This window comes from Erwinia oleae (assembly GCF_000770305.1).
Lineage (GTDB): Bacteria > Pseudomonadota > Gammaproteobacteria > Enterobacterales > Enterobacteriaceae > Erwinia > Erwinia oleae.
This window is the reverse complement of sequence record NZ_JNVB01000009.1, coordinates 64,760-81,107: the sequence shown is the minus strand read 5'-3', so window position 1 is coordinate 81,107 and position 16,348 is coordinate 64,760. Positions and strand designations below refer to the sequence as shown.

At 57.2% G+C, this 16,348-nt stretch carries 14 protein-coding genes; 4 read left to right on the top strand and 10 right to left on the bottom strand.

The window, feature by feature from the left end; genetic code table 11:
* Positions 1–1,251, bottom strand: a 1,251-nt coding sequence (gene mnmD, locus GS12_RS04880) for a tRNA (5-methylaminomethyl-2-thiouridine)(34)-methyltransferase MnmD (protein ID WP_034944433.1), incomplete at its 3' end; no start/stop codon positions are given.
* Positions 1,252–1,420: 169 nt separating this feature from the next.
* Between mnmD and fabB the strand changes: the two genes are divergently transcribed.
* Positions 1,421–2,641 (top strand): beta-ketoacyl-ACP synthase I, encoded by a 1,221-nt coding sequence (gene fabB, locus GS12_RS04875; RefSeq protein WP_034944432.1) that lies wholly within the window; start codon positions 1,421–1,423, stop codon positions 2,639–2,641.
* Between the two features lie 62 nt (positions 2,642–2,703).
* Here the strand turns inward: fabB and GS12_RS04870 are convergent, their stop codons facing one another.
* The 6 genes from GS12_RS04870 to GS12_RS04845 form a co-directional block, all read right to left on the bottom strand.
* Complete coding sequence (locus GS12_RS04870) at positions 2,704–3,306, bottom strand: KpsF/GutQ family sugar-phosphate isomerase (RefSeq protein ID WP_034944431.1); 603 nt, start codon at positions 3,304–3,306, stop codon at positions 2,704–2,706.
* Positions 3,306–4,940 (bottom strand): FGGY-family carbohydrate kinase, encoded by a 1,635-nt coding sequence (locus tag GS12_RS04865; protein ID WP_034944430.1) that lies wholly within the window; start codon positions 4,938–4,940, stop codon positions 3,306–3,308. The genes GS12_RS04870 and GS12_RS04865 overlap by 1 nt, the downstream gene beginning before the upstream one ends.
* 15 nt (positions 4,941–4,955) lie before the next feature.
* A complete protein-coding gene (locus GS12_RS04860; protein ID WP_034944428.1) occupies positions 4,956–5,906 on the bottom strand; it encodes an ABC transporter permease in 951 nt (316 codons plus the stop codon).
* Position 5,907: 1 nt separating this feature from the next.
* Positions 5,908–6,894 carry an ABC transporter permease gene (locus tag GS12_RS04855; RefSeq protein WP_034944426.1) on the bottom strand — a complete coding sequence of 329 codons (987 nt, stop codon included), beginning with the start codon at positions 6,892–6,894 and terminating at the stop codon, positions 5,908–5,910.
* Positions 6,887–8,380: a sugar ABC transporter ATP-binding protein gene (locus GS12_RS04850; RefSeq protein ID WP_034944424.1), complete on the bottom strand. Its 1,494-nt coding sequence runs from the start codon at positions 8,378–8,380 to the stop codon at positions 6,887–6,889. Before GS12_RS04850 ends, GS12_RS04855 begins: the two co-directional genes overlap by 8 nt.
* Before the next feature lie 74 nt (positions 8,381–8,454).
* Complete coding sequence (locus GS12_RS04845; RefSeq protein ID WP_034944421.1) at positions 8,455–9,438, bottom strand: autoinducer 2 ABC transporter substrate-binding protein; 984 nt, start codon at positions 9,436–9,438, stop codon at positions 8,455–8,457.
* A 679-nt stretch (positions 9,439–10,117) separates the two neighbouring features.
* Between GS12_RS04845 and GS12_RS04840 the strand changes: the two genes are divergently transcribed.
* Entirely contained in the window at positions 10,118–10,864 is a 747-nt protein-coding gene (locus GS12_RS04840; RefSeq protein ID WP_034944418.1) for a MerR family transcriptional regulator, read from the top strand.
* Between the two features lie 111 nt (positions 10,865–10,975).
* On the opposite strand, the gene pdxR is transcribed toward GS12_RS04840, so the two are convergent.
* Complete coding sequence (pdxR, locus tag GS12_RS04835) at positions 10,976–12,409, bottom strand: MocR-like pyridoxine biosynthesis transcription factor PdxR (RefSeq protein WP_034944417.1); 1,434 nt, start codon at positions 12,407–12,409, stop codon at positions 10,976–10,978.
* 87 nt (positions 12,410–12,496) lie between these two features.
* Here pdxR and GS12_RS04830 point away from each other — a divergent pair, with 87 nt between their 5' ends.
* Complete coding sequence (locus GS12_RS04830; protein ID WP_034944416.1) at positions 12,497–12,949, top strand: rhodanese-like domain-containing protein; 453 nt, start codon at positions 12,497–12,499, stop codon at positions 12,947–12,949.
* 14 nt (positions 12,950–12,963) lie between these two features.
* Here the strand turns inward: GS12_RS04830 and flk are convergent, their stop codons facing one another.
* Both flk and GS12_RS04820 read right to left on the bottom strand, forming a co-directional pair.
* On the bottom strand, positions 12,964–13,998 hold the full coding sequence (gene flk / locus GS12_RS04825; protein WP_034944415.1) for a flagella biosynthesis regulator Flk: 1,035 nt from the start codon (positions 13,996–13,998) through the stop codon (positions 12,964–12,966).
* 123 nt (positions 13,999–14,121) lie between these two features.
* Positions 14,122–15,030 (bottom strand): DMT family transporter, encoded by a 909-nt coding sequence (locus GS12_RS04820; protein WP_034944414.1) that lies wholly within the window; start codon positions 15,028–15,030, stop codon positions 14,122–14,124.
* Between the two features lie 142 nt (positions 15,031–15,172).
* Here GS12_RS04820 and pdxB point away from each other — a divergent pair, with 142 nt between their 5' ends.
* Complete coding sequence (pdxB, locus tag GS12_RS04815; protein WP_034944413.1) at positions 15,173–16,309, top strand: 4-phosphoerythronate dehydrogenase PdxB; 1,137 nt, start codon at positions 15,173–15,175, stop codon at positions 16,307–16,309.
* The last annotated feature ends 39 nt before the right edge of the window (positions 16,310–16,348 follow it).

The window sequence follows — 16,348 nt, the reverse complement described above, 5'->3', positions numbered from 1 at the left end:
CCGGAACAGCGCGGGCGTCAACTGCGCCGGAGAGAGCCAGCCGCCGAGGGGATAGGTGATGCCGCCGCAGCCGGTTTTAACACCGCACAGCGCTTCCGCTTCCGCCTGCGTCACCGCGCGGGCGATCGCTTCCGGCAGGCGCATCGTCAGCATTTTCGCAATTTTTCCGGCGCTCTTTTCATCCCACGCAAGCTGCGTAACGCCGCACCACTGATGATCGAACGTGACATCGAGCTGATCTAACAGGCGTCGTGCAAAGGTAAAGGCCGCAGGGAAAAAGGTTGCCAGCGCTGGATCGTGATGATTGAGCAGCGGATAGAGCGCGCCCTGACGGTTCCCCGATGCGCCTGCGGCAGGCTGCGCATCGGCGCTGTACAGCGTCACTTTTTTGCCGCGCCGTAGCAGCGCAAGAGCGAGAAGGGCGCTGCTGATGCCGCCGCCAATTAGCGTGATCTCACCGCATTGCGCCTGCGGCCGTGCATACCAGGGCGTTCGCGGTGGCGTCGCATCTGCCCGGGTCATCACGCCGCCCAGCATCTCCCGTTTGGGGCCGAAACCTTTACGTTTTTCCATGCTGAAACCGGCGTCGATCAGTCCACGCCGCACAAAACCGGCGGCGGTAAAGGTAGCGATTGTGCAGCCCTGGCGGGCCAGTCGCGCCATGCATGCAAACAGGTCAGGCATCCACATCTCCGGGTTTTTCGCCGGCGAAAAACCATCCAGAAACCAGGCGTCGACCTGCTGATTCAGGCTGTCATCAAAACTGTCTGTCAGCGCATTAATATCCCCCAGCCACAGGTCGAGCGTCACGCGTCCGCCGTCCAGCAGCAGCCGATGACAGCCGGGCGTTGCCGACGGCCACTGCGCGCGTAGCGCAGCGGCATAGTCGGCCAGCTCGGGCCAGTGAGCGTGGGCGCGAGCCAGATCGGTCGGACTAAGCGGAAATTTCTCACAGCTGATGAAGTGCAAACGCTGTAGTCTGGCTTCAGGCTGCTGCTGTCGAAAAACATCAAAGCACTGCCACAGCATCAGAAAATTCAGGCCGGTGCCGAAACCTGTCTCGGCGGTGATAAAAAGATCGCGCGGATGGTCGCTAAACCTGGCAGGAAGCCGATTGCCGCCAAGGAAGACGTGGGCGGTCTCCTGCGGGCCGTTTTCATTAAAGAAGTACACATCGCCAAACGCTCGGGATACAGGTGTACCCTGTTCATTCCAGTTCAGCTCAGCATGTTCAACAGGCGTGGTTTTCACGGCGGAAGCTCGGTTATCAGGCGGTGGCGCGATTGTAACGGTGTGATCTCACCTACGCAAATTTACACAAGCTAACCGCTGATCGGACTTGTTCGGCGTACAACTGTAAGCTAAAGTGCTCCTCGAATCTTGATAATCGTATCCTAATAAAGAAGTGATGAGGTATTGAATGAAACGTGCAGTGATTACTGGCCTGGGAATCGTTTCCAGCATTGGTAACAACCAGGAAGAAGTCCTGGCGTCCCTGCGTGAAGGTCGCTCCGGCATTACCTTCTCTCAGGAGCTGAAAGATTCCGGCATGCGTAGTCACGTCTGGGGTAACGTTAAGCTTACTAAAGATGAAATCACCAGCCTGATCGATCGTAAAGTTCTGCGCTTTATGAGCGACGCGTCCATTTATGCCTACATCTCTATGCTGGAAGCGGTGAAAGATTCCGGCCTCACCGTTGAGCAGTATCAAAACAATCCGCGCGTGGGCCTGGTGGCCGGTTCCGGCGGCGGGTCGCCTATTAACCAGGTGGCCAGCGTTGACGGCATGCGCGCAAAAGGCCTGCGCGGCGTCGGCCCGTATATGGTCACCAAAGCCATGGCATCTGGCGTTTCTGCCTGTCTGGCTACGCCGTTTAAAATTCACGGCGTGAACTACTCGATCAGCTCTGCCTGCGCCACCTCCGCGCACTGCATCGGTAACGCCGTCGAGCAGATCCAACTGGGCAAACAGGATGTGGTGTTTGCCGGCGGTGGTGAAGAGCTGTGCTGGGAAATGTCCTGCGAGTTCGATGCCATGGGCGCGCTCTCCACCAAATATAACGACTCGCCTGAGAAGGCTTCCCGCACCTATGACAGCAGCCGCGACGGTTTTGTTATCGCTGGCGGCGGCGGTATGGTGGTGGTTGAAGAGCTTGAGCACGCACTGGCGCGCGGCGCGCACATTTATGCGGAAGTGGTTGGCTACGGCGCCACCTCTGATGGTGCAGATATGGTTGCGCCGTCAGGCGAAGGCGCGATGCGCTGTATGCGTCTGGCGATGCAGGGCGTGGATACGCCAATTGACTATCTGAACACCCACGGCACCTCCACGCCGGTGGGCGACGTGAAAGAGCTGGGCGCCATCCGTGAAGTGTTTAACGATGCCGTGCCAGCAATGTCCGCCACCAAAGCGATGACCGGTCACTCGCTGGGCGCTGCGGGCGTGCAGGAAGCCATCTATTCGCTGCTGATGCTTGAACACGGTTTCATCGCGCCAAGCATCAACATTGATGAGCTGGATCCGGCCGCCGAAGGCCTGAATATCATCACCAAACCCACCGAACAGACGCTGACCACCGTCATGTCGAACAGCTTTGGCTTTGGTGGCACCAACGCCACGCTGGTGATGCGCAAGCTGTAAGCGTTGGCTAATAAAAAAAGGGATGCGCCGCAGGGCCATCCCTTTTTTTGCCTCAATACGACCTACTCGCCGCGCAGCACTTTGCCGACATTCCCGGCGGGATGCACCGCCAGCAACTGCTCCCTGCCGAAACCACTCTTCGCCATCAGTCCGGCAATCATGCCGTCAAACAGCGCCAGCACCACCACGACCGAGGTGGTTGCCAGCATCTTCAGCGGGTCGATCTCCTCCACGCGCGGCGTCAGCAGCAGGCAGTCCGCTGCGCGGGCAAGTAGAGAGTCGGGATTTTCAGTCACGGCGATCACGCGCGTGCCTTTCGCCTTCACCGTGGGCAGCAGGCGGGTCAGTTCGTCTGAGTTGCCGCCGCGCGACAGCATGATCAGCACGTCGTCCGCGCGAAGAAAACCGATGTCGCCGTGGGCCGCATCCGCCGCGCTCAGCCAGATGGCCGGTTGCTCGATGCAGGCCAGCATATGGGCGATTTTACGCGCCGCAATGCCGGAGGTGCCGATGCCGGTAACGGCAATTTTTCCCGGACAGTCAGCCAGCAGATTAAGCACCGCCAGCCACTGTTGGCGATCGATATCCTCTTCCAGCCGCGCCAGCGTGCGGCTCCAGGTTTGCCAGCCAGCCTGCGCCTGCTGCCAGGCATCTGCGTCGTTCATCATGCCTCCTGCATCATCTGACGGTATTTCATGTGATCGTGATACAGCTCGCGAAAGACGCGGTATTTACGGTCGTAATAGCGTTTGATCTCATTGGTTTGCGGGGTGACGGTTTTACCGGTGCGGCTCATGGCGTTCATTGCTTCCGGCAGGGACTCATACAGGCCCGCCGCAACGGTGCCCATTATCGCGCTGCCAAGCAGCATCGCTTCGCTCTCTTCCGGCAGCAGCATGGCGCAGCCGGTGGCGTTAGCGTGTTCCTGCACAAACACCGGATTTTTGGTGCCGCCGCCGCTGGCCATAATGGTATCGATGCTGTAGCCGGTTTTGTTCATCGTTTCGATGATATGCCGCGTGCCCAGCGCGATAGCCTGAATCGTCGCCAGATAATGCAGCGCCATATCTTCCGGCGTACGTGACAGCTTCAGGCCGGTCAGCACGCCGGTGAGGTGGGGATTGGCGCGCGGCGAGCGGTTGCCGTGGAAGTAGGGCAGCATATGAATATCTTTGGTCAGAAAGGCGATATTCTCCGGCTCGCCCGCCATTTTGCGTAGCAAATCGTTAAGCATTTCATAAATGGTTTTACCCTGCGATTTGCCCTGTTCACGCAGCGCGCTGTAGCACGGGTGCGACTGAATAATGTGATCGATGAGCGCGCCGGTGGCCGACTGGCCGCCTTCGTTCAGCCAGAAATCCGGCAGTGCGGCAGAGAAATAGGGGCCCCAGACGCCTTTGATAAAACGCGGCTCGCGGGAGATCGCCATGTGACCGGTCGAGGTGCCGCCGATCAGCGCGATACGGCGGTCGAAATCCGCATGTTCGCCCGATGCCCCGGATGCGCCTAACGTGCCGAGGCTGCCCGCATGGGCGTCAATTATCGAGACGCTGACCGCCGTGCCGGGCAGCAGGCCCATCTCCTGCGCCGCACGCTGCGTCAGGCCGTGGCCCAGCGGCTCGCCCATGGTTTTCACGCTGCGGCCGATTTTCGCCGCCTCATGTTCCAGCAGATCTTCCAGGCCAATCTGGCGGAAATAGCTCTCGTCCCAGCGTTTCTCATGGCCCATGTAGGTCCATTTGCACACCAGCGAGCAGAGTGAGCGCGTTTCGTCCTGGGTGGCGCGCCAGGTCAGGAAGTCCGGCAGATCAAACAGGTGACCGATATTCTGCCAGCTGTTAGGCATATGCTGTTTCAGCCACAGCAGTTTGGGCGTCTGCATCTCTGGCGAAATCACGCCGCCAACGTAGTCAAGCACGCGATGCTGCGCGGCATTGATGCGTTCGGCCTGGGTAATCGCGCGATGATCCATCCACACAATAATGTTCTGTTCGCTGCGCCCGGACGGGCTCACCGTCAGCGGCTTGCCCTCTTTATCCAGCACCACCAGCGAACAGGTGGCGTCAAAACCAATGCCTTTGATCTGTACCGGATTGATATTGGTCTGGTTAACCGCATCACGTACAGAGTCGCAAACCGCCTGCCAGATATCATCTGACGACTGTTCAACAAAATCAGCCTGTGGGCGGAAAAGCGCAATTTCACGGCTGGCCTGGCCCATCATCCGGCCCTGGGTATCAAAAATGCCTGCCCGCGCGCTGCCGGTTCCCACGTCCACACCCAGATAGTAACTTGTCATTGTTAGCCTCGTCCGTCAGGTTCTGCGATTCTGTAATGCAATAAACAGGATGAGAACGCCGCCCCAAAGCGCCATGGTGAGGTAACTGCTCACGCCCAGCAGATTGAGGCCGCTCTCCAGCATTTGTAACACGATCAGCGCCAGCACCAGGCCGACCACCCGACCAAAGCCGCCGTCGGGATTCACCCCGCCAAGCACCGAAGCCAGAATGGTCACCAGCAGCCAGGATTCGCCGTAGCCCGCCTTGGCGGAGTTAAACATTGACATCATCAGCAGCGCCGCGCCCCAGCTCAGCAGTGCGGAAAGCACATAAACGGTCACCTGTACCCGCGCGGTATTCACGCCGCTGAAGCGCGTCGCTTCTTCGTTTGAACCCAGTAGATAGATGCTGCGGCCGAGCGTGGTGTGCTCCAGCAGCACCCACAGCAAAAAAGCCACCAGCAGGAAAATGAATAGCGCAACCGGTACGCCGAACAGATCACCATTGCCGAGGTACTGGATCAGGGGCGGAAAGCCCGAAATCACCGCGCCGTTAGAGAGCAGGATATTCAATCCGGCGATCAGCGTCATGGTGCCGAGCGTGGCGAGGATCGGCGACACGCCAACCACCGCGATCAGCAAGCCGTTGAGTGTGCCAATCGCTACCGCCAGCAGCGCACCCGCCAGCAGCGCCAGCAGCAGATACTGCGGGCCGGCATGGGTGGTAATGATCCACGCCATCAGCAGCGAGCAGGCGTTGGCGCTGGCAATAATCGACAGATTAATGCCGCCGGTGAGCATGGTCAGCCCCATTCCCAGCGCCAGCAGCCCAAGAACCGGGAGCTGCGTGGCGATGGACTGGAAGTTGCCCATACTGAAGAACCTGCCGCCCAGCGTGAAGGAAAACAGCGCCAGCACCACCGCGATCATCAGCATCTGGAGCTTAATAATGCGGTCGCCGGGTAACGCTTTAATCAATCGCTCCATCTCATACTCCCTTCGCCAGTTTGCGTTTTTCATTCCACGCGGTGGCGCTGATGCTAATTAAAATAATCAGACCGCTGAACACCATGTGCCAGTACGAAGAGACCGCCAGCAGCGTCAGTCCGTTTTGCAAAAAGGCCAGCAGCAGTACGCCAAGCAGCGTGCCGATGAGAGAACCGCGCCCGCCGGTCATGCTGGTGCCGCCAAGCACCACCGCCGCCAGCACGGTCAGCTCGTAGCCCACCAGCGAGTTCGGCGCAACGGACTGCGTGGTCTGGGCCTGTACCACCGCGGCAACGCCCGCCAGCAGGCCCATATAGCCGTAAACGTAAAAATGCAGCGTCAGCAGGTTCATGCCCAATCGCGAGGCGGATTCCCGATTGCCGCCCATGGCGTAGATCTGCCGCCCCAGCCGGGTATAGCGCATCAGCACGCCGGTGACGATAAATACCGCCAGCAGGCAGAGCAGGGGCAGGGTCAGGCCGTATTCGTACCCGTCCGCCGCCGTGAACGAGAGCCAGTTGATGCCGTTCATAAACCAGTCAGGGAAACCGTACAGCCAGGTCCCGTTGGTGAACCAGACCAGCAGCCCGTAAAAGAGATTCAGCGTGGCGATGGTGATAATGATGGCTGGCACGCGCAGGTAATAGACCAGCGCGCCGTTAATCAGGCCGAGTGCCAGCCCGCAGAGCATGGCAACGGCAAAGACCACAAGGAAGTTGCCGCCGTGCGCCAGCATGGTACTGGCCATCACATACTGCGCAATGGCGGTCATCGCCGGAAAAGAGATATCGATGCCGCCCGCGATCAGCACCACAAACAGCCCGCAGGCGAGAATACCCAGAATGGCATAGCTGGTTGCCACATCCGTCAGGTTGCCGAGGGTCAGAAACTCAGTGGTGCGCAGGCTGAGGCCCAGCACCAGCAGCAGGATCAGCATCCCAAGCCAGAACTCATGATGACTGATGATATGTCGCAGCTTGTTATTCATTGACCACTCCGGCGATCTCTTCTTCTTTACATTGATGCGGCGCGAAGCTGGCAACCAGCTCGCCTTTGCGCATCACCAGCACCCGATGACTGTTGTAATACGCTTCCGGGATCTCATCGCAGATCATCAATACCGCCATGCCGGACTCGGCCAGATCGCGGGCGATGCGATAAATTCCCTCTTTGTTGGCGATATCCACGCCGACGGTGGGCGAATCCAGGATCAGCACGCGCGGGTCGGTCGCCACCCATTTACCGATAGCGACGCGCTGGGCGTTTCCGCCGGAAAGCGTCTTCACCGGCAACTGGCTGTCGGATACCTTAATATTCAACTGGCGAATGAGAGCAGCGACCTGATGTCGCGCCTTGCCGTGATCGAGCAGGCCGAGGCGGTTGCGAATACGGTCAAACACCGGCACCAGCATATTGTCAAAAATCGACTGCTGCATAATCAGCCCCTGCGTCTGGCGATCTTCAGACACGTAGGCAATGCCATGACGAATGGCTTCGCGATTGTTGCGCAGCCTGACCGCGTTGCCTTCAATGCGGATTTCACCGCTGTCGGGCTGCGTCATACCAAACAGCGACAGGCACAGTTCGGTGCGCCCCGCGCCGAGCAGGCCGACCAGCGAGGTAATCTCTCCACGGCGCAGGCTGAGGTTAACCGACTGATACTGACCTTTTCGCGTCAGGTTAGTGATTTCCAGCAGTGGCGTTTCGCTCTTGTCAGCGCGCGCCGGTAAATGGCTGAACTCAAATCGCTGTCCGGTCATCAGGAAGGCCAGTTCGTCGCTGTTAAGATCGCTGGCCGGGTATGTGCCAACCAGCTTGCCGTCACGCATCACGCTGATACGGTCAGCGACTTCCATCACTTCATCCAGCTTGTGGCTGACAAACACCACGCAGATGCCTGCGGCCTTCAGCTCGTTAACTACCCGCAGCAGGCCATTAACTTCATGGCGGGTGAGCGAGGCGGTTGGTTCATCCATAATCACCAGGCTGGCGTCGGCGGCCAGCGCACGGCAGATAGCCACGAGCTGCCGATCGGCGATGGAGAGTTTTTCAACTTTACGATCCACATCAAGCATCACCCCAATGCGCTGCATGGTGTCCACCGCCAGCTTGCGCATGGCGCGGCGACGTACCCAGAAGCCGCCGCCCGGCAGATAGCGATGCACGGCAATATTTTCCGCCACCGTCAGGTTGGGGAAAAGCGACAGATCCTGATAGATCACCTGTACGCCATAATAAGCAGACAGCGAAGGCGAAAGATGGGTGAACAGTTTGCCGTCGATGCCGATATGTGCGCCTTTATCGGGATGATAAACGCCGGAGACGACTTTAATCAGCGTGCTTTTACCACAGCCGTTCTGTCCGGCCAGGCAGTGCACTTCGCCTTTATTCAGGGTCAGAGTCACATTATCCAGTGCCCGTACGCCGGGAAAGGATTTGCTGATTTTTTCTAATGAGATAAAAGGTTGCGACATAAGCGATGTCCGAAGCGATGGGCGTTCAGGCGCCGGTTCCAAAGGGGAACCGGCTTTTCCCTGGTATGGCGTAATTAAAAACCGAGCGTTTTAGCGTTATCTTTTGTCACTTCAAGGATGCGGTTAAAGCGAATTACGTGCGTTTTCATGTCCACGTCCGCTTTACCGATGCCGTCGATGGTCAGATCTTCGGTCACCTGCTTGCCGTCGAGGATCTGATCGGCCAGGCTCACCAGCGCAAAACCAGCATCTTTAGGATCCCACAGCAACGCTTTTTTGACGTCGCCGGTGGCCAGGTAAGGCGCGGCCTGTGCAGGCATGGCGATACCGACCACGGCGATTTTGTTTTTGGCACGTTTGCTTTTCACCGCCTGACCTGCACCGATCGGGCCGAGGGAACCAAAGCCAATGATGCCTTTCAGGTCGGGATAGGTACGCATCAGATCAAGCGTGGTGGCATAGGATTTATCAATGCTTTCCGCCACGGGCAGACGTGACGTCACCTCGTGCATCTCTGGATATTTTTTCTTCTGGTAAGCGATAGCGGCATCGGCCCAGGCATTGTGCAGCGGCACGGTCAGCGAGCCGACATAGATGGCGTAGCCACCCTTGCCGCCCATCGCCGAGGCCAGCTCATCCACGTTCTTTTCGGCGTATTTCTGGCTGTCGATAGTTTCCACGTCCCACTCGCCAATCTGCTGGTCGGGGGATTCATGCGTCAGTACGACAATGCCCTGACTGCGGGCTTTTTTCAGTACCGGCTCCAGCACTTTCGCATCGTTTGGCACCACAATAATGGCATCCACTTTTTTGGCGATCAGATCCTCAATGACTTTCACCTGCTGAGCCGGATCGGCCGTCGAGCCGCCCACCTGATAGGCATTCACATCCAGTTTGGTCGCGGCTTCTTTCACGCCCACTTCCATACGGGTAAACCACGGAATGCCGGTGACCTTGGCCACGACGGCGATATCATGTTTTTCAGCAGACCAGGTTGGTGTTGTAAACAGCATGCTGGCAGAAGCCACACAGGCGTATAATGCGAGGTTGAGTTTCATAACTATACCTTTGTCGTAGGGCGCGGATTGACCGCCATGTTGTCTGCTTGAGGCAGACTTATCGTCAGGTAAGACGTGGCGATGGCCACATCAGAAAGATAACAAGCGAAGGGAAGGACTCATGCAGTTATGTAAAAGAAATGTGATGAATGCCCATTATTGTTAATATTTAAGTATTTTTTAGTTAAAAATAAGTTAATTTTAGGTTTGCGGTTGGATTTTTACTACATTTTCCACCTCTTTAATGTAAATTAAATGTTAAATAATTAACCGGTTAAACTATTTTTTTAACAAACAAACTTTTTTAAACTGTGGTACTGCGGCGAGATATCGCGCAACGTTTAAAAAAGATTCAAAAGTGTGACAATGCACAACATTCCTCGTCTGAAAATCGCTTCTGGCAAAATAAATTAATGTTTTAATTTACCTATTTTTATTACATATCCATATGCGGACAGGACGTTTCTGACAAAATTCATCAGACATTGCCAACTGGTCTTAAAAGCAGGTACTGAGGGAGGGCTGCTATCTTCCTGCGCCTGTGCGGTCTTTTTACGTAAAACTGTACGCATACACACTAAATTGCATTTGCCCGGTATCTTTTAATTTCTGAAAGGGTCACAATGATTCTTCATCCCCGATCCCATCGGCGGCCATTCCCCTCACATGAGGGCAGGTAATGATTTTTCACACAACTGAAACCGTCTGCGCACTTACCGGAACGCATGAGGCCAATCTGCGCCGCTGGCAGCGGCGTGGGTTAATTTCTACTGAAAATCCCCGGGAAGGGTGGAGCGAAGCGCAGCTTGATGAGATTTACCTGATTAAAGCGCATACCGCGGGCGGCGCATCATTGAATGAGATCCAGTGGAGTCATACAGACGCTGCGTCACATCGTCTGACCGGATGGCCCGCGCGAAAAGGCGATCTGCTGTGGCTGCTGGAGTTTGGTTCAGAGCGGGCATTGCTCAGAAGTGTCAGAAATATGGCGGGGGACTTCTCCAGTGAGGACTTTATCAATCTGTTGATGCGTCCGCTGAATCGCTGGCTGCGGGATGACCGCCGTCAGGGCGCTGAACAGCGTCTGGAACGTTTTCATCACTGCGTGATTCTTCATTTTTATTCCATCAACCGCGCTGCGGATCGCAACTGCGCGACGCCGCTTTTTCTTGAAGCGATAAGCGTTACCGATACTACAGAAATATGGCTTGAGGCCATCCGGCTTACGGGTGAAGGTTTTTGCGTTGAGATTTCTTCGGAGGTCAGCGAAACGCCAGCCGTGTCACAACGCCATTACGATCACCATCTGCTGTGGTGCGGCGCAGGTATCAGTAAAAGCAGGTATCAGCTCTACTGTGACAGCATTACTGCCGGTCAACCCGTGCTGCTGTGCGGCACCGATAAACAGGTCAATGAATACCACTGAACCCGCCTTCGACCGACCATAAGGCCGGGTTTTTATCACGTTTCCCCTGTACTGATTTCTCTTTCCTGCCGCTGCTGATAATGATTGTGTTGGCGTTTTTTGCATAATCGTTCACCGGAAACAACGCGCCAGCGTCTCTACCGCGTTAACGATCTCGGCGCTGCGCAGGGCGGAAAAACCGAGCAGCCAGCCATGACGTTGCGGTTCGCCATGGTATAAGGGCGACAGGCGTGGCAGCACCAAACCTGAATCTCCGGCTCTGCGGGTCAGTTGTTGTTCGTCGTTGCCGGGCAGCGTAACGGTCAGCTGTAGCCCGCTCTCATGCGGCACGATCAGCAGTTTATCGCCGAGCTTCATGTTCAGCTCATTGAGCAGCGTTTCACGACGGCTTCCATATAAGCGCCGCATCAGGCGCAGATGGGCCTGAAAGTGGCCGTTATTGATAAAGTCTGCGGTAACAACCTGCATCAACTGGGCGCTGTGCCCATCCATCACGCTGCGCAAACGGCAAAGCGGATCGATCAGTGCGGGCGGCACCACCAGGTAAGCCAGCCTGAGAGAGGGAAAAAGAACTTTTGAAAAAGTGCCGAGGTAGAGTACGCGATTGTGTTCATCCAGCCCCTGAAGCGCAGGCAGAGGACGATCGTGATAATAAAATTCACTGTCATAATCATCTTCGATAAGCCAGCAGCTATGGCGGCGGGCGAATTCCAGCCATTGCAGACGCCGCGCCAGCGTCATCGTCATGCCTAAAGGGTACTGATGCGCCGGCGTGAGATACGCGAGGCGAGCGGTGGGAGCCGCAGGCAGCCGGGCGCCTTCGTTATCAACCGGCAGGGCCTCTAATTGTGCATTGGCGACGAGAAACGCGTTGCGGGCGCCTCTGTAGCCCGGTTCTTCCATCCACACAGCATCCCCGTCATTGCACAGCAGCAAAGCCAGCATGTGCAGAGCCTGTTGCGAACTGGTGAGGATCATCACCTGCTCAGCCTCGCAGCGGACGCCGCGAGAGAGCGCAAGATAGCGGGCCACCGCCTCGCGCAGTTCACTGTGCCCCTGTGGATCGCCGTATGAGTGCAGCGCAGAGGGGGTATTACGCAATCGCTGATTCATTAGTCGCCGCCAGATAACATGCGGGAAGGCGTTCAGGTCGGGTGAACCAGCGGCAAATGCCTGCGGGAAGGGCGGTTCGCGACAGCCGTCGGTGGCAATAATTTGCCTGCCACGCGCCGAAATGAGAGGCGACAGCGCACAGGCGCTTTTTTTCTTCAGGGCGCCGTCAGGCAACACAACGGCCACAAAGGTGCCGCGTCCGATCTCACGCCGCAAATACCCTTCACTCTCAAGCTGACCGTATGCAGCCTCAACCGTAACGCGTGAAAGCGAGAGGTCGCTGGCCAACAGCCGTGATGAGGGTAAACGTTCTCCCTGCCGAAGCGCGCCGCGAATAATTAATTGTCTGAGCATACCGCACATTTTTTCGGCTTTGGTTTGCCCTTTCTGTGAAGCAAAAAGTGAAATCAGTGGGAGCGATGTTAAGGGCATATGGGTCTTATTGTCAGGGGTAAATGGGTATTATTGACCGGTCCGATTCACCCTATCATTGAGCCACATCTGCTTAAAGGAGTTTTTATGAAGCCAACATCGGTTGTTTTAACTTTTCCTCCACCGTCACCTGGCCAGAGCGAAAACTGGCTGCGCGAGAAGCTCGCGTATTATGCCGACGCATGGGATGTCGCCACGGATCTGGCGAACCACGTTGCTGAAATTGTGGTGGTGGACGTACGTTCACCCGAGCAATATCAGGCCGGGCACATCTGCGGCGCAATAAGCTTTCCGCATCGTCTGATGACGTCAGAAAGCCTGGCGCAACTCGACAGAGAAAAGGTCTGTATCACTTACTGCGATGGCATTGGCTGCAATGGCTCAACCAAAGGCGCATTGAAGCTGGCGGAAGCCGGTTTTAAGGTCAAAGAGCTGATTGGCGGGCTGGATTTCTGGCTGCGCGATGGTCATCCCGTCACGCAGGGGAAAGAAGCGGGAGAATGGCCTTTACAGGCCAGACCGCATGAGTGCGGCTGTTAGGCTTTTCACTGACGTTAAAGAAAAATCCACAGCAGGAACCCAATCACCACCAGCGCGACAAAGATGCTGAGCATCGGGCTGTTGACGAGAGGTTGCAGCACCGGCGGCACATAGCCATAAAGGGGCGCGACAATCGGCTGTGGGTTGATTTCGCTGTCGGCCAGCGCCTGTTCGCGCTGGCGCTCTGCGCGGCGGGCAAACAGCAGATTGAGCAGATCCTGCGCCTGTAATAGGGTAAGCGGGGCGGAGGCAGGCTGCTGAAAACGCTGCTGACAGGCGTCTTCCAGCATTCGCTGCTCGTCGCGGTCGGGCGGCACTTTCAGCGAGGCCAGCAGCATCGGCAGGCCGGGTGACGTAGTGTGCTGACTGAGCGCCAGGCTGGCCTGGAGATACTGCGTCAGCAGCGGGAAAACGCGCGACGGAATGGGATCGCCGCTGTGAAGATTCACCATGTTCAACACCGTTGCCCACAGCTTCACTGGCTGTTCGCCGGTTGCGGCGGCAAGGCGCGCGATTTGCTGATTAAGTGTCTGGTGCTCGGCGGGCAGCAGCGTGCGATCGGTAATACGGTTTTGCTGCGGCTGAGGAATGGTCATCTGACCGTTTTGCAGCATGGTCAGCACCTGGCGGAGCTGATCGGGGTTAAGCGAACTGAGCACGGTGTGACCAAACTGCTGACGAATAAAATCGCTGACCGCCTGTCGATTGTTGCCCTGCGGCAGCAGGTCGGTGAGCTGTTGCAGCAACTGGCGCGTGGCGTGGCTGTCCTGCACCTGTGAAAGACGCGTGTTAAGAAACTGCTCCGCCGCCGGAAAGTGGCGCGACAGCAGCCCTGCATCGTTTTTCACGCCCACTTCGTGGCGCAGCCCGGCCCACAGCTCAGGCGATTTCAGCGAACTGAGCGCCATAATTTTCACAATCAGTCTTTCAAGCGCGGTGCGCTGCGCGGGCGAAAGAGGCTGGTCTCCGGGGCCGGTCTGACCGGGGCGGGTATCGATCGTCGTGCGATCGCCGGGTATCGGCGCACCGGGGCCACTGAGAGGCTGCATGGCTGAATCCTTAACTGAAGGGCGAATCCGGGGCGCGCCGGAAAAAAGATGCGCTATGATAGCAATCCCGCCCGGCGATAGGTAGTAGTCGACAGTACAGAAACGCTATTTTTTACCGCAATATTACCGCTCGCCGCTCTCCTCATTCAGCGCTTTCCTTTTCAGACGTAGTGGGGTTCGCAGACGCTGAGCCAGCAGCACGCCCAGCAAGGTCACGCCGCCGCCGATATAGTGATAGCTGTGCAGCGCCTCATGCAGGAACAGCACCGCAATGATGGCGGTGAAAATCGGCGTCAGGTTCATAAAAATCGACGCGGTATTGGCGCCCATCCGCATTACGCCCTGGATCCACATAAACGGGGCGATAATCGATGCCGGAATGCCTGCAAACAGCACCAGCGGGATATTATTCAGGTTAAGCGAGACGTCTTTCGCCAGCAGGAAGTTGGGCGTCAGCAGCAGCACGCCAAAGACAATTTGCACATACAGACTTTGCCAGTTCGGCAGGGCAATGGCCCAGCGTTTGGTCAGCACGCCGTAAAGCGCGTAGGAGGTGGAAGCGGCAAACATCATCAGTTCGCCTTTGCCCATGCCGTGCGTCAGCAGTTGCTGAGGATTTCCCTGGCTGACCAGCCACACCAGGCCGCTGAAGGAGAGCAGGCTGCCCAGCACTACGCCGTACGTAGGCGCCAGCCGTAACAACACCAGGCCAATCAGCACCGTCAGGAGCGGGATCAGCGCGTTTAATATACCCATAAACAGCGCGCTGACGCTGTGTGCGGCGTAATAGGCCAGGCTCTGATAAAGCACCATGCCGAGCAGGCCGAGTACCAACAGCTTCCACCATTCCGCACCAATTTGTTGACGATTACGCCAGACGGCAGGCAGCACGAACGGCGTCAGCGTCAGCAGCGCCAACAGCCAGCGATAAAAGGAGATCGCCGCCGGATCGATAGCGCCTGCGGAGATTTTACTGACGATGGCGTTGACCGACCAGATAAGCACGGCCAGCAAGGGAAACAGGGCATTCATGGCAGGAAGTTAGCTCTTTCAATTATTCTGTGAGACAGCGAGTGTACGCGGGTTTTGTCTCCTCATCACCTCCAAGGGTTATCCCGCCTGCGGGTTTGTGGCAGAATATTGCGCCTCACTGTGCCAAAGCAGGAATCTGATTGTGAAAATCCTCGTTGATGAAAATATGCCTTACGCGCGCGAGCTGTTCAGCCGCACCGGTACGGTTGTCGCGGTGCCCGGACGACCGGTACCGCAGGAGGCGCTTAACGACGCCGATGCATTAATGGTACGTTCAGTCACCAAAGTGGATGCAGCGCTGCTCGACGGAAAAACGGTAAAATTTGTCGGCACCGCCACCGCCGGAACCGATCATATTGATGAGGATTTTCTGAAAGCGCAGGGCATTGGCTTTTCCGCTGCGCCTGGCTGCAACGCCATTGCGGTTGTCGAGTACGTTTTCTCTGCGCTGCTGCTGATCGCCGAACGCGACGGTTTTCAGCTTCGCGACCGCACCGTTGGTATCGTCGGCGTCGGCAACGTCGGCGGTCGTCTTCAGGCGCGCCTTGAGGCGCTGGGTATCAGGACGCTGCTGTGCGATCCGCCTCGCGCCGATCGCGGTGACGAAGGTGATTTCCGCCCGCTTGCTGAGCTGGTGGCGGATGCGGACATCCTCACGTTTCATACGCCGCTGTTTAAGCAGGGCGAATATAAAACGCTGCACCTGGCCGATGAGGCGCTGTTAAAGGCGCTGAAGCCGAATGCCATCCTGATCAACGCCTGCCGTGGCGCGGTGGTGGATAACCACGCGCTGCTCAACGTGCTGCAACAGCGCAGCGATCTCAGCGTGGTGCTTGACGTCTGGGAGCCGGAACCGGATCTCTCCCTGCCGCTGTTGAAGAAGGTTGATATCGCCACCGCGCACATTGCGGGTTACACGCTGGAAGGCAAGGCACGCGGCACCACCCAGGTCTTTGAGGCCTGGACACAGTTTATTGGCCAGCCGCAGCAGGTTGCGCTGGAGATGCTGCTGCCCGCGCCGGAGTTTGGCCGCATCACCCTGCATGGCGAGCTCGATCAGCCGACGCTGAAAAGGTTAGTGCATCTGGTGTATGATGTGCGCCGCGATGATGCTCCGCTTCGTAAAGCGGCAGGCACGCCGGGCGAATTTGACCGCCTGCGTAAAAATTACCTTGAACGACGCGAATGGTCTTCGCTGATGGTGCAGTGCGACGTCGAGGAGACGGCAACGCTGCTGGCGAAGCTGGGTTTTAACGCGCTCTTTCATCCACATTCCTGAGGCGGTTTTCCACCGCCCTGTTTTTTTCTCTGGAGTAAA

Bases quoted from the DNA above. Each gene is read 5' to 3' on its own strand.
- GS12_RS04870 (WP_034944431.1), bottom strand. From the start codon at position 3,306: ATGAACGACGCAGATGCCTGGCAGCAGGCGCAGGCTGGCTGGCAAACC.
- GS12_RS04850 (WP_034944424.1), bottom strand. From the start codon at position 8,380: ATGTCGCAACCTTTTATCTCATTAGAAAAAATCAGCAAATCCTTTCCC.
- pdxR (WP_034944417.1), bottom strand. From the start codon at position 12,409: ATGCCCTTAACATCGCTCCCACTGATTTCACTTTTTGCTTCACAGAAA.
- GS12_RS04855 (WP_034944426.1), bottom strand. From the start codon at position 6,894: ATGAATAACAAGCTGCGACATATCATCAGTCATCATGAGTTCTGGCTT.
- GS12_RS04865 (WP_034944430.1), bottom strand. From the start codon at position 4,940: ATGACAAGTTACTATCTGGGTGTGGACGTGGGAACCGGCAGCGCGCGG.
- GS12_RS04860 (WP_034944428.1), bottom strand. From the start codon at position 5,906: ATGGAGCGATTGATTAAAGCGTTACCCGGCGACCGCATTATTAAGCTC.
- fabB (WP_034944432.1), top strand. From the start codon at position 1,421: ATGAAACGTGCAGTGATTACTGGCCTGGGAATCGTTTCCAGCATTGGT.
- GS12_RS04840 (WP_034944418.1), top strand. From the start codon at position 10,118: ATGATTTTTCACACAACTGAAACCGTCTGCGCACTTACCGGAACGCAT.
- GS12_RS04830 (WP_034944416.1), top strand. From the start codon at position 12,497: ATGAAGCCAACATCGGTTGTTTTAACTTTTCCTCCACCGTCACCTGGC.
- GS12_RS04820 (WP_034944414.1), bottom strand. From the start codon at position 15,030: ATGAATGCCCTGTTTCCCTTGCTGGCCGTGCTTATCTGGTCGGTCAAC.
- flk (WP_034944415.1), bottom strand. From the start codon at position 13,998: ATGCAGCCTCTCAGTGGCCCCGGTGCGCCGATACCCGGCGATCGCACG.
- GS12_RS04845 (WP_034944421.1), bottom strand. From the start codon at position 9,438: ATGAAACTCAACCTCGCATTATACGCCTGTGTGGCTTCTGCCAGCATG.